The organism is Ureibacillus sp. FSL K6-3587, assembly GCF_038593165.1.
GTDB classification, from domain to species: Bacteria; Bacillota; Bacilli; order Bacillales_A; family Planococcaceae; genus Ureibacillus; species Ureibacillus suwonensis.
Genome location: NZ_CP151969.1, coordinates 389891 through 407980, shown reverse-complemented (window position 1 = coordinate 407980; position 18090 = coordinate 389891). Strand labels below are relative to the sequence as shown.

Here is an 18090-nt window from a genome sequence, read left to right as displayed (position 1 = left end):
AACAGCTATTCACGGAAGGAGAATAACGATGCTTTTGAATCAAATCCTGTCACGGGAGAACATGCTTCAAGCACTAAAACGTGTAGAACAGAATAAAGGAAGCCACGGAGTAGATATGATGCCCGTACAAAACCTACGACAGCACATAGTCGAAAACTGGCTATCTATTAAGGAGGCAATTCTCAAGGGAACTTATGAACCAATGCCAGTCCGCAGAGTCGAAATCCCGAAACCTGACGGCGGTGTTCGTTTACTAGGAATCCCTACCGTAACAGACCGTTTGATTCAACAAGCAATCGCCCAAGTACTTTCAAAAGTGTATGACCCTACATTCTCTGAAAACAGCTACGGATTTAGACCAAACCGAAGTGCCCATGATGCGGTGAGGAAAGCGAAAGAATATATAAGAGATGGACATCGATGGGTTGTAGATATGGACTTGGAGAAATTCTTTGATAAGGTCAACCATGACAGATTAATGGGTACACTCGCGAAGAGAATCCAAGATAAACCATTACTGAAATTGATTCGTAAGTATTTACAATCGGGAGTCATGATTAATGGTGTGGTGTCAAGCACATTAGAAGGAACTCCACAAGGAGGACCATTAAGTCCGCTACTATCTAACATTGTACTAGATGAACTAGATAAAGAATTGGAAAGAAGAGGACACAAATTCGTTCGATATGCGGATGACTGTAACATTTACGTGAAAAGTAAACGAGCAGGACTTCGCACAATGGCAAGCATTCAACGATTCATTGAAGGAAAACTACGACTGAAAGTAAATGAAAAGAAATCAGCGGTCGACCGTCCATGGAAACGTAAGTTTCTAGGATTTAGCTTTACCTATCATAAAGAGCCAAAGGTTCGTATCGCAAAAGAAAGCCTTAAACGAATGAAGAATAAAGTTCGTGAAATCACATCACGCAAGATGCCCTACCCGATGGAATACCGCATTCAGAAACTGAATCAATATCTAGTGGGATGGTGTGGATATTTTGCGTTAGCAGACACCAAATCTATATTCCTTGAATTAGATAAATGGATTCGTAGAAGACTTCGAATGTGTCTATGGAAGAACTGGAAGAAACCGAAAACAAAGACACGCAACCTTATTCAGCTTGGCGTACCACAATGGCAAGCGTATGAATGGGGAAATACTCGGAAGAGTTATTGGCGTATTTCAAATAGTCCAATATTACACAGAACCCTTGGTAACTCCTATTGGAGAAACCAAGGGTTGGAAAGTCTTGAAGCTCGTTATGAAAACTTGCGTCAATGATCTTAATTGAACCACCGTATACGGAACCGTACGTACGGTGGTGTGAGAGGACGGGAGTTAATCGCTCCCTCCTACTCGATTAGAAAAAAATTTTTTATAACTATTAAATTATTAATAGTTTATCCGATACAAATGTTGTAAGGACTAGGACATGAATTCTCCCTAGCCTTCTATTCCACAAGGATGTGGATTTATTGAGAAATAAAAATTCAAGGAGGAATATATCATGAGAATTCAACACAATATTTCAGCATTAAACACACATCGTAATCTAACATTCAACAACTCTCAATCTGCGAAAAACCTTGAGAAATTGTCTTCCGGTTACAAAATCAACCGTGCGGGCGATGATGCAGCAGGTTTGGCAATTTCTGAAAAAATGCGCGCGCAAATCCGCGGTTTGGACATGGCATCCAAAAACTCTCAAGATGCAATCTCTTTGATCCAAACAGCAGAAGGTGCTTTAAACGAAACTCACTCCATCCTTCAACGTATGCGTGAACTTGCAGTACAATCTGCTAACGACACAAACGTTAAAGATGACCGTGAAGCATTACAAAAGGAAATTGATCAATTAGTACAAGAAATTGACCGTATTGCAAAAACAACAGAATTCAACACACAAAAATTACTGGATGGTTCATTTAAAGGCACTTTCCAAATTGGTGCGAACGAAAGCCAAACAATGGAATTGAACGTTGGTAACATGGGTGCAGCAGCATTAGGTTTAACTGCCTCAACAACAGTTCAAACTGGTGTTGCAGCAGCTGATACTACAAAAGCATTAGCAGATGGAGTATATACAGTATCAGGAACAGATTTAAAAGATGCTGATGGTAATGTTGTTGGTTCTATTGCTAAAAATGTTGTGACTGCTAACGGCACTACTTATACTTTTGATAAAGCGCAAGCAGTAGCCAATAACAGTACAATCATTGTTAAAGACGGTGAAGCAACGCTAGTAACAAATTTTGGAGATTCTGATGATGCAAAAAAATTGTCTGCTGGTACTTATGAAATCAGTGGAACAAATGTATTAAAAGATGGAAAAGTAGTAGGAGAATTTGATACTACTAATAAAACTGTTAAAATTGGTGATGTAGAATTAGCAGCAGCTGATTTAAATGTTGTAGGTAGCGATGATGGAGATTTCCAAGATGGAGATCAATTTGTAATTAATGGTGTAAACATCTCAACACGTGAACAAGCAGAAGGAACAATCTCAAAAATCGACGAAGCTATCAAATCAGTATCCGAACAACGTGCAACTCTTGGTGCTGTGCAAAACCGCTTAGAACATACAATCAACAACTTAGGAACAGCATCTGAAAACTTAACAGCTGCTGAATCTCGTATCCGCGATACAGATATGGCAAAAGAAATGATGGAATTCACGAAAAACAACATCTTAATGCAAGCTGCTCAAGCAATGCTAGCTCAGGCAAACCAACAACCACAAGGTGTTCTTCAATTATTACAATAATTGATTTACTCACAAGTCACTCTCTGTTGGAGAGTGACTTCAGACTGTCGGCAAAGAGGCTGGGACATAACTAATAAAGTGAACGAGCTGCAAAAAGAATTTTTGTAAAAAATTGATTGGAGTGACGGGGCGAGTGCTCCTGTCGCGCACGCTTAGTCGCAAAGCAAAAGCTTTCCTGCGACGAGCCCTCTCGAGACCCCGCAGGAGCGAAGGATTGAGCTCCGAGGAGGCTCGAGCCGGGCCCGCGGAAAGCGTCCCCGGAACGGAAATCAATTTTCTTCAATTATCAAAAAAACACCATTTTCTCCCGGGAGAAAATGGTGTTTTTTATCTTTTGTCCCAGCCTCTTTGTCTTTTTTTGCTCATCATTTTCTAAGATTCTTGTCTTATTTAGGCTGGACATGGTCTTTTCCATGTCCAGTTTGCCATTTTCTTTAAGTTCATGGCAGCGAAAGTAAGCATCGCCTGCATGGACAATTTTTCCAGTCCTCGTAGAGTTGTCCATCGCATGCCATGCTTCTCTTTTCCATCGGCAAAGACCCGTTCAATCGTTTCTTTGCGCTTATCATATATATTTCTATTGATCTCTGTATGTCTTAAGTGGTCGACTTCTTCCACATAGTGCTCCCAAATGTGGCGATGAATAAATTTAGTGTGATCTTTACTTTGGGTACACTTTTCTAAAAATGGGCACGTTTTACATATTTCCGGTTTCGAAGCGTACTGTCGATATCCTTCTCTTGTTGTTGTTCGGTATTCAAGAGTTTGGTTGTTTGGGCAGATGTAACAATCATAATGCTCATCGTATACATATTCATACTTTTTAAAGAAACCGTCCTTTGTTCTAGGCCTTGTATATGGCATGACTGGACGAATCTCTTTATCCAATAGAATTTTCGCATTCGCTGGGGTTTTGTATCCGGCATCTACGGCTACTGCAGTTGGTTTGCCTACTTTTTCGATGACTTGTTCGAGTAATTGACCAAACACCTGACTATCATGAATATTCGCTCCCGTTACCTTGGTAGCTAAGACAAAGCCTTTTGCATCACAGGCGGTATGAAAAGAATAGGCAAACATCTTTTCCCGTTCATCTTTTACGTAATAGCCACTATCAGGATCGGTTGTACTGACCTTTATTTCCTTGGTTTCTTCATTCTCTTTCGGGGGAAAGGGCTTTTTTCCATGGTTTTCACGGTCTTGGTTAATCTCTAACTCTAATTGCGCTTGATAGCTTTTTGTTTCTGCCCGGACAATTTTCTTATCGAACTTCTTTTTATTGGCGCTCGCTTTGACATGTGTTGAATCAATAAAGGCAACAGATGCATCCACTAATCCTTTATTCATCGCTTCTTTTAAAATACGATAAAAAATCTGTTCAAATAAATCAGTACCTTGAAAACGACGAACATAATTCTTGCCGAACGTTGAAAAATGAGGAATTTTCTCTGTGAAACCATATCCTAAGAACCATCGATACGCCACGTTGGTTTCAATTTCTTTGATCGTTTGACGCATGGATCGAATACCAAATAAATACTGCACAAAGACCATTTTAATGAGCACAACAGGATCAATACTAGGCCTTCCGTTATCTAGGCAATAGGTATCTTTGACAAGATCGTAAATAAAATCAAAGTCTATGGCTTGTTCAATCTTCCTTACCAAATGATCTTCTGGAACCAATTGATCAAGAGCCACCATTTCCAATTGATTTCGATTATTGTCAGTACGCTTCGATAACATCCTAAATTTCCCCCGTTAACCAAGAATTCTATCCCTATTATACAAAAAAAGCCTGTAGATTTGGCCACTAGTTTGGGACTTTGTCTACAAGCTGAAGTCACTCTCTGTTGGAGAGTGACTTTTCTTTTATGGAAAGATAATAATTTGAAGGAGGATAAAAATGTCCCATGAACTGAAAAAATTAATCGAAGAAACCCAACAATCCTATTATGAATACGTCGCAAAAATTCCTGACGGTTGCCAACTCATCGCTTCTTGCTTACAATCTGGTGAATTGGATCAAGCTTTTTCCATGATTGCGGATTTCGGTGAGGGGCTTGAATGGCTGCTTGCAGTTGAAACCTATATGCTCTCCTACCACTACCAAATCCATAGCCGGATTGAAGAAGCCGTGGAGTTGTTAAATGAAGTGAATGCGGCGTTGGAAAAACAAGATATCCCTGTTTTGACCCGTCTTTTTGACCCGCAGTTGGCTTCCATTTTTAACAGTGCATCGGAATGGATTTTTGAACGGGTTGAACATTGATTTGGTGAGGTCTTAACTATGAAGACTTGTGCAAAAGGATTGAAAAATTGGAAAAGAAAATCGATGGTTTGCCAAATCAGAATGAGATTGAGAACCAATAAATTGCCTTACGCCCAATCGATGCTTGCACAAGCCAATCAAACGCCTCAAGGGGTTCTTCGGTTTTCGCAATAATTAAAAAAGGGGCCTTTCTTCATCAGAGGCTGGGACAAAACTAGCTTCAAAATAGGAAAAAGGAGAATTTGAGCCAACTCAAATTCTCCTTTTTCCATTTCTCTCCATTATTTTTGGTCAGTTGATCTTTGTTGGCCGTGTATTTCCGTAAATTCACGGCCATTAAGGCAATCCCCATTTCATTTTCCACCTTCGATTTTCCTCGGACGGAAAATCGAGTGAAACGCAAATTAGCCTTCAAGAATCCAAAAACTGGTTCTACGTCCATTTTACGTTGACGGAAAATAGAACCTGCTTTTTCTTCTGAAAGCTTCGCTCTTACATATTCTTTTTGTCGTTCCCATTTTTCATTCACCATGACCTTTCGGTGATTGCCTTCCTTTGCTTTTGTGCATGATGAACGAAATGGACATCCTGAACAGTTTTCACATTCATAGATTTTCAATTCTCGTTTAAAACCGGTCTTATCGGTACGTACAGAACGATAACGGAAGGTTACTCGCTGCTGATTCGGACAAATGTAGGTATCACTTTCTTCGTCGTACATCCAATTGTCTGGATGAAATGGGTTTTGTTTATATTTCTTCTTTTGTTCTTTCTCATACATGGTATATGGAATAAGTGCCTCACATTTTCGATTCGAAAGGATGTCCTCATAGTTCTGTTCACTACCATAACCAGCATCTGCGACAATATATTTTGGCAATGGAAAATAATGCTTCTCAATCTCATTCAAGAACGGAATCAATGTACGTGTATCGGTAGGATTTGGAAAAATGCCATAAGCCAGTGCGTATTGACCTTCTGTTGCGATTTGTACGTTGTATCCAGCCTTCAATTGACCGTTTTTCATATAGTCGTCTTTCATTCGCATGAACGTCGCATCTAAGTCTGTTTTGGAATAACTATTCCGTTCACCCAAGATTTCGAAGTCTTTTTGATACTTTTGTTTACGTAAAATCAAGTCAATCAACTGTTTGTACACTCGCTTCGGATATTTCCGTTCGCTTCTTAATGCTTTTCGTTCTGTGGCATCGGGCGATGCTTCTATCTTTTGGTCATATTCCGTAATCACTTCATCGACTTGTTGCACCATTTGAGCGAGTTCTTCTACGGACAATTCCCCATCACTTTCCCGCTCCATTTCAGGGATGATTTCCTTCTCTAACAGTTCGTTGTAGAGCTGATTGGATTTTTCAATTAAGCTTTTGTTGTATTTTTCAATGGATTTTTTCCACACAAAAGTAAATCGGTTGGCATTCGCTTCAATCTTTGTACCGTCAATGAAAATTGCTTCTTGATCAATTAATTTTTCTTCCACCAGTTGGCAACGGAATTGGACAAAACATTGACGAATTAATTCTTTTACTTCCGGATGCACACGAAAACGATTGATCGTCCGATAACTTGGTTCATAGCCTTGTGCCAACCACATCATCCGAATACTGTCCTTTAAAAGGGCTTCAATTTTCCGACCTGAAAAGACTGATTGGGAATAAGCACACAAAATAATTTTTAGCATCATGCGTGGATGATAAGCAGGACAACCTGTATTTCGAAGAAACGGCTGGAAGGCTTCATCTGGAATACTTTCAACTAAATGGTGAATATGGAAGGCAATATCATTTTCTTGTAATTTTATTTCTAAATCTAGAGGTAAAACTAATTGATTCATGTTATAATATTTAAACATAAGGACCCTTCTTTCTGTTAGTTTTGGTGGTAACTTAATTTTAACAGAAGAGGTCCTTATTTTTTATTGAAAAAATGAAGAACAGCTCATGAATTTTCATTCCAAAATTTCATGAGCTGTTTCCATTTTAGAGGGGGTTTTGTTCCAGCCTCTTTTTTGATAAATAAATGTATGTATGCCCTTTTTTCTTCAAAAAAACTATAAATTTTTACAACCCATCCGATATAACTATTAGAAAAATTCTCTTTTGTTCGATTTCGTTCGAGGAGGAAGATGTATGCAAATTTCAGCAAAATCAGCTGTTGAAGTTTCACCGGTTGTAAAAACGAACGATAATGCCCCTTTGGAAAAAGTCGGAGCGCAAGTAGATTCGGAAAATGCGGACATTGCAAAAGAAGACCGTATCGAAGTTACAAAAGAAAAAATCGAGCAAGCGGTCAATTCCATGAATGAATTTCTGGAAATCAATCATCGCAGCACCAGATTTGTTTACCATGATGAGTTGGAATGCTACTATGTCACGGTTATCGATCAGCAAACACAGGAAGTCATCAAAGAAATTCCGCCGAAAAAGCTGCTTGATGCCTTTTATGAAATGCAAAAACTCGTGGGAATGATCATAGACGAAAAAATTTAAGGAGGGGTTACAATGGCAGACTCAGTTTCTTCAACGTCATCTTATTCCTATTTGCAGACAGCCAATAAACGGTTGTCTGGACTTTCTTCAGGGATGGATATCGATTCGATTGTGGAAAAGCTCATGAAAGCTGAAAGTGCCAAAATGGAAAAACTTCAGCAACAAAAACAAAAATACGAATGGCAACGGGATGCTTATCGTGAGATCGACTTGAAGTTGGAGACATTTTCCAAAAACCTTTTCGACCAATTCGGTTTGCAAAAAAGTTTGCTTGTCCGCAAAACATCCGTCAGCGACGAAAGCAAAGTCAGCGTCACTGCAGACAATACGGCTGTCGGAACGTTGAATCTCTCTTCCGTTTCCCAACTGGCGACATCCGCATCCAAACTGGGAAGTCAATTGATGACATCCGCCATTAACGGCCAACATAAATTATCCGATTTCGGAATTAATGGAAGCTCCGAAGGCACAGGCAGCTTTACGATCAAATTGAATGGCGAAGATGAAGGGAAAACGATCACTTATACAAAAGACGATACCATTGATACGCTGCTTTCCAAATTAAAAGATGCAGGCTTAACAAATGCAAAAATAACTAATGGAAAATTATACCTTGGAAGCGATTCGGTAATAGTCGAAAACAACCCTAATTTTTTTATGAAACTGGGATTTTCGGTTGATGGCAATACGTTATCCGAAAGCAACGAGGAAGCAACAATCAATATTAAAGCCAATTCCGCTACGCTTTTAAAAGATATAAAAAATTTTGGTAATACCAATGGATCGTTCACTTTAAGTGTCATCCAAAGTGATGGCTCGATGAAGGATACAAAAATCAACTATTCCAGCTCGGATACCATCGAAGATTTGGTGAAGTCCATCAATACTTCCGGTGCGGGGGTTACGGTTGTATTCGGCAACGGCCAGATGTCCATCACTGCCAATGCTACGGGCAGTGTGGCAGGAGGCGCCATTCAGATCAAAGAGGATAATGAAAATTTATTTAACGTTCTTGGATTCACTTCAGGCTCTTCAAAATTCGTTGCTAATGGAACGAATGCCATCTACACAATCAACGGCATCCAAAAGGAAAGCACATCCAATTCCATCAAAGAGTCGGGATATTCAATTACATTAAAACAGACATTCAATCAGGCCAATGATCCAAATTATAATGGCACGGTTACCATTTCTTCTTCCATTGATACGGACGGCATGGTTGAAAAAATCAAATCATTCGTGAACATGTATAACGAAATTATTGAAAGTATCAACACGCCGTTAAAAGAAAAGAAAAATTTGAATTATCCGCCGTTGACTGATGCGCAGAAAGCGGAAATGACCGAAGAGCAGATTAAAAAATGGGAAGAGAAGGCAAAACAAGGGTTGTTGCGGAATGACACCATCCTCAGCACGGCGCTTTCCGGAATGCGGAATGCGATTTATACGGTCAGTGAAAATAATCCATTCAAAGGTTTGTTCAATATCGGTGTTACAACCACTGCCACTTATACGGATGGCGGAAAACTTCAATTGGATGAGGACAAACTGAAAGAAGCCATTGCCAAGGATCCGGAAGCGGTGGTAAAACTTTTCACCGATTCCGAAAATGGCGTTGTTGCAAAATTGCGTACAGCCGTGGATACGGCAAGTAAACAAATTGATGACAAAGCGGGTAAAACTTCTTTTGCCGATAATACTTATTCCCTTGGCAGAACCATCAGTTCGTTGGATGATCAAATTGAAGCATGGAAAGACCGTTTAAAAGCCATCGAAGAACGTTATTATAATCAATTTACAAGAATGGAAGAAGCCATCAATAAAGCCAATATGCAATCGAGTCTGTTTATGCCATCGTACTAATCAGATACTTATGCTTTTTGGTCAGGAGAGTCGTTCAATGGACTTAATTCAACAATTGCTGCAAGTGTCAGCGAAACTTTACAAACATTTATCCGCGTTCCCTTCCGGCGAGGAAAGGACCGAATACATTGATGAAGTCAATGGGTTGCTGGATGAACGGGGAACACTTGTGAAGCAACTGCGGGAACAAAATTTTCAATATGATGAAACCGATGAAACCCATGTCACTTTATATAAGTTGGACAAAGGGATCCGGGAAAGGTTGGATCTTTTGTTCAATGAAGTCAAGGCGGATTTAAAAAAATTCAACGATACCAAGAAATATGAAAAGCAATATATCAATCCATATGCGAGTGTACAGGCAATGGATGGCAGATATTACGACAAAAGAAAATAATGCGGATTGCTTTTTATAGCAATCCGGTTATTTCCAAAAAGGAGAGTCTTACATGGCATTACAAAATACTGCATACAACGCTTATAAACAAAACAGCATCAACACCGCTTCCCCAGGCGAATTGACGCTTATGCTATACAATGGCTGCATTAAATTTTTGAATGTGGCAAAAAAAGCCATCGAAGAAAAACACATGGAAGAAAAAAATGTCAATCTTCAGAAAGCCCAAAATATCATTAACGAACTGATGGTTACACTCAATATGGATTATGAAATTTCAAAACAAATTCTTCCATTATATGAATATATGAATCGCCGATTAGTGGAAGCAAACATCAAAAATGATCCGGAGATTGTGGAAGAAGTGATCGGGCTTGCTACTGAGTTCCGTGACACTTGGAAAGAGGTCATTAAATTGAATCGCCAACAGCATTATCAAAATGTACAACAAGTGTAAGTTGTTTTTGAAACAGTTCCTTATTTTATTTCCCCTCAAAGACCCCTTACATTCGACTTTAGGATGTAAGGGGTTTTTCTATTGAATCCAATGCGTATCGGTGGATTATGGGGCAAATTTTATTCATTCGATTCACCTTGTAAGGGAATATCGCTTTTCCAACTTTTTTAATGTTGTGCCCTTTTATTCAAACAAATTTTTATAACAAAATACACGAATTCGCACAGGTATCATATCAGTTTAACTTGTACATGGGATGGGCGTTGTTTCATATTCGAAGGGGAGAATGCATTTGATTATTCATCATAATATTGTGTCAATCAACATTATCGGGCACCAGACTCGGAATCATAGTGCCCAATCGAAAGTGTTGGAGAAATTATCGTCCGGTTTCCAGGTAAACAGGGCTGGAGACGATGCGGCAGGATTGGCCATTTCAGAAAAAATGAGAGGGCAGATCCGCGGCCTCCAAATGGCGAGCAAAAATATTCAAGATGGAATCTCCCTTGTTGATGTAGCAGAAGGCGGTTTACATGAAATCCATTCCCTGTTGCATCGGATGAGGGAATTAAGTGTCCAAGCCGCAAATGATACTTTGACAAAGGAAGACCGCCAATTAGTGCAAAATGAAATCGATCAATTGAAACAAAGTATAGACAATATTGCCAACAATACAAATTTTAATGGAATCCACTTGTTGAACGTGAAGAAGGACCCTTCTTATTACGATCAATATTTCCAATCCATTGATGATGAACTGCTGATTCCTCCCATTGATGAGGAGGATTTGCCTGCCAATCTGGTGCCGATGCGGTTTTATCACATACGGCAAGAGGAACTCGGTATTAATATACTTTGGGATCACTATGGTGTCGAGTATAATGGGGACCTATTAGTCATTGTTGGACAAGATGGGGTCATCCGATATGACGGCACCAATTGGTCGAAAGGGGCTGTCCTGAAAAACATGGATGGCGATGAAATCACTCTTGGGTCGAACTACTTCAAGGATGTCGTGTGGGATGAAGATAACCGGCAATTTGTTGCGGTGAGTAATCAAGGAGGCGTTTTTGTCTCTGAGATGCTTACGAATGGAAACAAACCATACCGGATATTGTGCTCGAAAGTCCGTATACAGGTATAGAAATTTCGAGCATTGCTTCGAATGGAAGTGCCTATGTCGCGGTTGGCTGGAAACAGACGGGCGCATACGGGAACAACTTGAAAATTTATATGACCATGTATTCTTCAACCGATTTGAAAACATGGGATGAAATGGCGGTCCCCAATGATGGGACGAATCGAAGAATAGTGGATGTCATATGGAATGAAGAAACCGATGAATTCTTTATTTCCGGCACATCATTGACCGGCGTCTCAAGCGACGGGGTGATTTGGGAATTCCGCAAGCCTATATCTGGAACGTTTTCAAGTGTCGCGTATGGCAATGGAAAATATGTCGCCGTTACTGGTTATGGGACACTTGGCAAGATCTATTATTCCACGGATGGGATTAATTGGTCGGATGAAACTGAATTTATAGGCCCTTCAATCACCAATTCTCCGTTAAATAAAGTTCGATGGACAGGTGGGCATTTTGTGATAGTTGGTTCAGAAACGTTGGGCCACGCAATTTCTTTGGATGGCGAAACCTGGATCCGTGTGCCTTCAAATTACTGGAATAACGGATTATATGACGTTGTCTCTATGGGGGATCATTTCATTGCGGTCGGAGATGCCGTTACCAATAATTCAGGGATTTATATCTCAGGACCCTATGATCTTGATTCTCCCGGCTCTCCTTCTGATGATGCAGACAGTGGCAGCGACTCGGGTTCTGAAGCGACTAAACAAAATTCTGTATTAGGTTTAATTTTGCAAGTCGGCCCAAATTCGGGAAATGAATTTATTGTCGATTTGACGGATGCCACAACGGCGAGTTTAAGAGTTGATTCCGTTGATGTAAAGTCTAGGGATCATGCGAGTCAAGCAATTGGAAAAATAGATATTGCCATTCAAATCATCTCGGATGAGCGGGCAAAATTTGGGGTGTATCAAAATTCCCTGGACCATATCGCGAATAATGTAGTGAACTATAATGAAAATATGACCGCATCCGAATCCCGTATAAGGGATGCAGATATAGCAAGCGAAATGTTGAAACAAGTGAAATACAGCATTTTATCTCAGGCGGTGCAAGCCATGTTGGCCCAATCCAATCAACAATCTTCCGGGGTTTTAAATCTTCTTGGTTAGTCAGGTTCGGATATTTTAGGAGGTACTAGATTCATTAGTATCTCTTTTTTCTTTATGTAAAATGTCCGGAACAGAGGGGCTGGAACGACAATACATTACGGATCATCCATTTACAGTATTAAGATAAAATATCTACAAAATACCAAAAATACCACTAGCGTCGCATAAATAAGTTTTGAAATTTCAGATTTTATTTTTCTGGAAAATTAGCGAAAAACGAAAACACCTAAATAAAGGTAGTAAACATCCATTTTTTACCTATAGCTTAAGACGAGTGCAACAACGACAAATCAACCTTTAAGGAACGCTCATCCCTTCGATTTTCCGTAACCAAATGTGTGCAGATTTCCATAAAGCTGCTTTCAAATATCGACTTATTTGTAACGTACTTCGGTCACTATTAGTGTTCAACTGAGCTAACACATTTAAACAGTATACAATCATCGCTACGTATACTTGGTTGTGTACGGCTTGTTCACTGTGGCCGTAGAACTTCTTGATATTCAAGTGTTGTTTCATCCATTTGAAAAAGAGTTCAATGGCCCAACGTGACTTATAGATTTCAGCGATTTCATCTGCATCCATATCAAAACGATTCGTCAGTAAATGAAGTTCATTTCCTTTTGTATCCAACAATTTGATGAGACGGAACGCGTTTTCAGAACGATTTTGCGTGGTTCCAATAACCACCATTTCATCGGAGAATACAGGCGAATCTTCAGGTAACGAAAATCGTTCTAACACACGGACGACAGCGTTTTTTCGTAAACGTGAAACAAAGAAATACCCATCATCCGTCATACGGTCAAATCGCTCATAATCTAAGTATCCACGATCGAACACGTACAGGCATTCTTGATCATCAATGAATACCTCTAATTGACCACGATCATGTTCGATTGCGTTTGTCAGTACGGCCTTGTCGGGATAAGAAAGTCTTTTTTCCATGAATACAAGACGCAAGTGAAGCTTCACGCCCGATTTTGTTTTTCGGAACTCTGCCCATTTGTGGTTCGTCAAATTCAGTGGCAACGTACTCGAATCAATGATTTTTAGTGGCGTTGTCAGCTTTCTTCGCTTTTGAAAATGTGTTTTCTCATGAATTTGAGCCACTAAATCAAGAAAAATCGATTGAAAGAAAACCGTTGGAATGGCATTGATTCGTCTTCCTAATTGGGAAAAGCTAATCGATGGAAGACCTGTTGCACGTTGTAATTCTTCAGAAAAAACAGCGTCACTTAAAGCTCGCAAACTCTCGGTTTCATGTAATTGAGCGTACAACAGTAATTTCAGAAATGAAGCCATATAAAGCTTCTTTGTATAGTAATCTAAATGATAGGCTTTCACCATATCGTCAAATAAGTTGAAATTAATTGGTGAAAACCATTGTTCAAATGATGTTTTTCGTGTAAACTTATCCATAATCGTGATTCCTTTATATTGGATTTGGATAGGTTTACTACCACCAAACCATTATAAAGGATTTTTTTATGGAAAAATATAGTTACAGAAAATTCAGATTTATTATGTCTATTGATATTTTTTATGCGACACTAGTGCAAAAATACGATAAAATGATAGTAAAATAATCGTAGTTCTTTATATGTACGTTTAAAAGGGGAGTCGTATATGTCGTTTCAACTTAACGCTTACAAGGCGTACAAACAAAACAGTGTGAACACTGCATCTCCTGGGGAATTGACATTAATGCTTTACAACGGCTGCATTAAATTTTTAAATTTGGCGAAAAAGGCAATGGAAGAAAAAAACATTGAAGAGAAAAATACGAATCTTCAAAAAGCCCAAAATATCATTACGGAATTAATGGTTACGCTCAACATGGAATATGAAATATCCAAACAAATTTATCCATTATATGAATACATGAACCGCCGCCTGGTTGAAGCGAATATAAAAAACGACACCGAAATGGTGGATGAAGTGATTGGGCTGGCAACAGAGTTCCGCGATACTTGGAAAGAGGTCATCAAGCTGAACCGACAACAGCAATTTCAAAATGTGCAACAAGTGTAGATCGCTTTGAAATATCCTGCTTGTTTCCTATTTCCCCCCAAAAACGCTTTGCATTCTTCCGTTTGGCTGCAAGGCGTTTTATAAATCAGGAAAAATGGAAAGTTTCCTGATGCGCACCTCCGCATTTCCTGTATGTAAATTAGCGGAAAAAGGAAAGATGTTTCGACAATGCTCCAGGTATGGATCCAATCTTTTTATTAATATACAGTAATTTTTAGCAAAGGGTGTTTGTCCGTATGTACTTAGGGTATAAACGTTATAAACACTGAAGGATTTCGGCAGTTGTATTCCGGTTGCGGATGACAGATCAATGGCGGTTGAAATCGGTCATGGAAGGGCATCTTTGTCCAATTTTCCTTGATTTATTCATTCCTTTTTTGGATTTTGAAAATTTGTCGAATTCCTAAAAACATCACATAAATTATAGAAGGAATTTGCAAACTTATGTAGAATATAATTTACATAGGGTAAGTAAAGGAGGAGTTTACATGCTAAACTTTAACATTCGTGGTGAAAACATTGAAGTAACTCCAGCAATACGTGAATACGTTATCAACAAAGTTCAGAAAATTGAAAAATATTTCAATGAAGGAGTTAACGCAACTGCCAATGTAAACTTGAAAGTATACAATGACAAGAAAGCGAAAGTGGAAGTAACAATTCCGTTGAAAAACTTAACGCTCCGTGCTGAAGAACGCCACGATGATATGTATGCAGGCATTGACTTGATTGTGGATAAACTGGAACGTCAAATCCGAAAACATAAAACAAAAGTCAACCGCAAGCTCCGTGACCGTGAAGGTGTAGGCGTTTACTTCGCCGGCACTTCTGTTCCAAACAATCATGAAAACGGAAAAGAAGAAGAATTTGAAATCGTTCGTACAAAACAATTTGATTTGAAACCAATGGACGAAGACGAAGCCATCCTTCAAATGAACCTGCTCGGCCATGACTTCTATATTTACACTGATGCGGAAACAAACAGCACTAACATCGTTTACAGACGCAAGGACGGAAAATACGGCTTAATCGAAACAACTTAATTCTTTTCCCAAACCGAATCCAAGCTCTCTGCTGCATGTCAGCAGGGAGCTTTTTCACATTAACGATAATGCATGGGGGGTTCAGAGAAGGGGTGTGACATGCTTTCACATAAGCTGCCGTAGTCATTACGGAGGCTCCTGAAGGTTGCGCTTCATACTTCCACACAAGCCACCGCAAAATCGTACAGCGCTCCTAAAGGTTGTGCCACACTGCTGCACAAGCGCCGCAGCACGTACAGCCGCCCCTAAAGTTTTTGGGTTAGCCGCCCAAAATCGTATAGCATCCCCTAAAGTTTTTGGGTTAGCCCCCAAAATTCGTACAGCCCCTAAATATTATGTCTGCTCCCCCATGAAACACTTTCCCTTATCCCCGGCTTGAAATGGAGAAGTCCCCTTATCTGTTATTCTTCAAGTGATGACCAGTAGCTGCCCCCGTTCCGATGTTGCGATTCACCAAATAAATGCTTGAACCGACCAACATCATCCCGATAAACAAATTTTTCGTGATGGCTTCATCCAAAAAGATGGCACTGACGAAGACGGAGATGATCGGCACTAAAAACGTATAGGCGCCGACTTTGCTTGCTTCCCCTTCATTCATCAGTTTAAAATAAATCACTTGCCCCGCAGCCATTCCTGCCGTTCCGCCCCAAACGATGGTGCTGATCAAATCCACGTTCCAAACGATTGCATGGACGCCTTCAAAGAAGTACCCGGAAAGGAGAAGCGTTCCGCCGCCAAGGATCAATTGCATCACGACCATCCAATAGAAATCGATGCGGGTTTTTAATTTCTTGACAAAAATGACCCCGCTGGCCCAAGCAAGTGCCGTGGCAAGGGCGAGAATCACCCCGATGGCCGAGAGATGGATCATCAAGCCATCCATGCTCACCAGCACAATCCCGGTAAAGCCGAGCACCAGGCCTGCCATTTTGGCGATGGTCATCTGTTCATTCAAAAGCCACCAGGACAAAATGCCGAGCAGCACCGGCTGGATGTAGACAAGCACGGAAAACAGTCCCCCCGGCAAATACACCATCCCGACCGTTTGCAGACCAAGGTAAAGGATATTATTTAAAATTGCCGAGATGACGTAAAACTTCCAATGTTCTTTGAACCGGATCAAATGCCGCGATTTCCACGCGAAAATGAACAGGAGGATTCCCGCGATAAAGGAACGGATGCCGGCGAAGAGGAGCGGAGGCATAAATTGAACCCCATGTTTATAGATGGGCCAGCTCACACCCCAAATGATGATTAACAAGGCAAGAAGTATATAGGAAACGGATGGATTTTTCCTTTCTGACAATGGACAACCTTCTTCCGTAGCGTAGTGGCTTTGATGGGTGCCCATTAGTATATGTGGAAATTCCATGATTGGTGCCTTTTTGGAGAGGCAGGCATTTGGCCTTTTCCTGCCTCCTCCATCTGACCTTATACAAATTGCCGGTTTTGAATATTTTCATCCATGCCATAAAAGAATTAAAATAAATTTAAAATTCTACTAGGGTTTGACAAAAGGAGCAAAAGTCATGACATTACCTAAAGCATGTACAGTGGCAGGAGCAGCGGCCCGCAGTGGTGCCGGCATCCAGGCGGATTTGAAAACCTTCCAGGAACTTGGGGTGTACGGGTTTACGGCCATCACGGCCATCAACGCCAAACATCCAAGCAAAGAACAAGGCTTGTTCATCCAGCCTTTAGATGCCATCGAAGCGCAACTTCTCATCATCAATGAACAAGAGGACATCGATGCATTGAAAACCGGCATGCTCTTTTCAAAGGAAATCATTGAATTGGTGGCAAATTGGCTGGAAACCGCTTCAATCGAAAACATCGTCGTCGATCCGGTGATGTTCGGGAAATTCGGCTCGCCACTCCTTGATTTTGATGCGATGGAAACGCTCAAAACGAAGCTGATTCCACAGGCGACCATCATTACGCCGAATATGCCGGAAGCCACTTATTTGCTCGGCGGCCAGGAAATCAACTCCATCGGGGATTTGCAGGACGCGGCAAGAGACCTTCTGCAGCTCGGTCCAAAATATGTGCTTGTGAAAGGCGGCCGTCTTGAAGGGCCGGCAGTGGACATTTTGTACGATGGGAATAAAATGATCCGATTGGAAGCCCCTCGAATTGATACCATCCATACTAATGGCGCAGGTTGTTCCTATTCGGCAGCCATCACGGCGGAACTGGCGAAAGGAAAACCGATTGAAGAAGCGGTGGCGAATGCCAAAAAGTTTGTCACAGCGGGCATCAAACGCTTCATTCCTTTCGAATATGCCCCTGGAATGATTGATCATCGCGCCTATAAGCTGTATGGGGAAGAGGAAGTGCAAATAACGGAAGTTTAATTGGTGAAAGGCAGTGTGTGTTGGTGTCCCGACATAAACTGCTTTTCTTATTTGTGAGAATCCCCATTCCCCCAATCCATTTCCATTCATTTTCTCCCTTCCAATTTATTGTCTTTTGAGCAATAATAATTGTGGTTCA

At 40.4% G+C, this 18090-nt stretch carries 17 protein-coding genes; 13 read left to right on the top strand and 4 right to left on the bottom strand.

The annotated features are described in order from the left end of the window. The first annotated feature begins 28 nt into the window (after positions 1-28). Together ltrA and NSS77_RS01995 are read left to right on the top strand one after the other, a co-directional pair. Positions 29-1285, top strand: a complete 1257-nt coding sequence (ltrA, locus tag NSS77_RS02000; protein WP_342471176.1) for a group II intron reverse transcriptase/maturase — start codon at positions 29-31, stop codon at positions 1283-1285. Positions 1286-1511: 226 nt separating this feature from the next. Further along, positions 1512-2768 (top strand): flagellin, encoded by a 1257-nt coding sequence (locus NSS77_RS01995; RefSeq protein ID WP_342470157.1) that lies wholly within the window; start codon positions 1512-1514, stop codon positions 2766-2768. Between the two features lie 390 nt (positions 2769-3158). Here the strand turns inward: NSS77_RS01995 and NSS77_RS01990 are convergent, their stop codons facing one another. Next, on the bottom strand, positions 3159-4514 hold the full coding sequence (locus NSS77_RS01990; protein ID WP_342470156.1) for an IS1182 family transposase: 1356 nt from the start codon (positions 4512-4514) through the stop codon (positions 3159-3161). Positions 4515-4674: 160 nt separating this feature from the next. Between NSS77_RS01990 and NSS77_RS01985 the strand changes: the two genes are divergently transcribed. Both NSS77_RS01985 and NSS77_RS01980 read left to right on the top strand, forming a co-directional pair. Then, a complete protein-coding gene (locus NSS77_RS01985) occupies positions 4675-5040 on the top strand; it encodes a hypothetical protein (protein WP_342470155.1) in 366 nt (121 codons plus the stop codon). An 18-nt stretch (positions 5041-5058) separates the two neighbouring features. Then, positions 5059-5214, top strand: coding sequence for a hypothetical protein (locus NSS77_RS01980; protein WP_342470154.1), 156 nt, complete (start codon positions 5059-5061; stop codon positions 5212-5214). 46 nt (positions 5215-5260) lie between these two features. Here the strand turns inward: NSS77_RS01980 and NSS77_RS01975 are convergent, their stop codons facing one another. After that, positions 5261-6907: an IS1182 family transposase gene (locus NSS77_RS01975; protein WP_342468433.1), complete on the bottom strand. Its 1647-nt coding sequence runs from the start codon at positions 6905-6907 to the stop codon at positions 5261-5263. Between the two features lie 277 nt (positions 6908-7184). On the opposite strand from NSS77_RS01975, the gene flaG reads away from it, so the two are divergent. From flaG to NSS77_RS01945, 6 genes are all read left to right on the top strand, one after another. Next, positions 7185-7544, top strand: a complete 360-nt coding sequence (gene flaG / locus NSS77_RS01970; protein WP_342470153.1) for a flagellar protein FlaG — start codon at positions 7185-7187, stop codon at positions 7542-7544. Positions 7545-7556: 12 nt separating this feature from the next. Continuing rightward, a complete protein-coding gene (fliD, locus tag NSS77_RS01965; RefSeq protein WP_342470152.1) occupies positions 7557-9407 on the top strand; it encodes a flagellar filament capping protein FliD in 1851 nt (616 codons plus the stop codon). 37 nt (positions 9408-9444) lie between these two features. Next, positions 9445-9804: a flagellar protein FliT gene (locus NSS77_RS01960; RefSeq protein WP_342470151.1), complete on the top strand. Its 360-nt coding sequence runs from the start codon at positions 9445-9447 to the stop codon at positions 9802-9804. 52 nt (positions 9805-9856) lie between these two features. Beyond that, entirely contained in the window at positions 9857-10261 is a 405-nt protein-coding gene (gene fliS, locus NSS77_RS01955) for a flagellar export chaperone FliS (protein WP_342470150.1), read from the top strand. 292 nt (positions 10262-10553) lie between these two features. After that, positions 10554-11405, top strand: coding sequence for a hypothetical protein (locus NSS77_RS01950; protein ID WP_342470149.1), 852 nt, complete (start codon positions 10554-10556; stop codon positions 11403-11405). Next, positions 11378-12517, top strand: a complete 1140-nt coding sequence (locus tag NSS77_RS01945; RefSeq protein ID WP_342470148.1) for a flagellin — start codon at positions 11378-11380, stop codon at positions 12515-12517. Before NSS77_RS01950 ends, NSS77_RS01945 begins: the two co-directional genes overlap by 28 nt. Before the next feature lie 297 nt (positions 12518-12814). Here the strand turns inward: NSS77_RS01945 and NSS77_RS01940 are convergent, their stop codons facing one another. Continuing rightward, complete coding sequence (locus NSS77_RS01940) at positions 12815-13939, bottom strand: IS4 family transposase (protein ID WP_096550083.1); 1125 nt, start codon at positions 13937-13939, stop codon at positions 12815-12817. 207 nt (positions 13940-14146) lie between these two features. Here NSS77_RS01940 and fliS (NSS77_RS01935) point away from each other — a divergent pair, with 207 nt between their 5' ends. Both fliS (NSS77_RS01935) and raiA read left to right on the top strand, forming a co-directional pair. Further along, positions 14147-14551 carry a flagellar export chaperone FliS gene (fliS, locus tag NSS77_RS01935; RefSeq protein WP_342470147.1) on the top strand — a complete coding sequence of 135 codons (405 nt, stop codon included), beginning with the start codon at positions 14147-14149 and terminating at the stop codon, positions 14549-14551. Positions 14552-15039: 488 nt separating this feature from the next. Continuing rightward, on the top strand, positions 15040-15594 hold the full coding sequence (raiA, locus tag NSS77_RS01930; protein ID WP_342470146.1) for a ribosome-associated translation inhibitor RaiA: 555 nt from the start codon (positions 15040-15042) through the stop codon (positions 15592-15594). A gap of 394 nt (positions 15595-15988) precedes the next feature. On the opposite strand, the gene NSS77_RS01925 is transcribed toward raiA, so the two are convergent. Beyond that, positions 15989-16969: a DMT family transporter gene (locus NSS77_RS01925; protein ID WP_342470145.1), complete on the bottom strand. Its 981-nt coding sequence runs from the start codon at positions 16967-16969 to the stop codon at positions 15989-15991. A gap of 157 nt (positions 16970-17126) precedes the next feature. Between NSS77_RS01925 and thiD the strand changes: the two genes are divergently transcribed. Further along, positions 17127-17951, top strand: coding sequence for a bifunctional hydroxymethylpyrimidine kinase/phosphomethylpyrimidine kinase (gene thiD, locus NSS77_RS01920; RefSeq protein ID WP_342470144.1), 825 nt, complete (start codon positions 17127-17129; stop codon positions 17949-17951). Positions 17952-18090 lie beyond the last annotated feature (139 nt).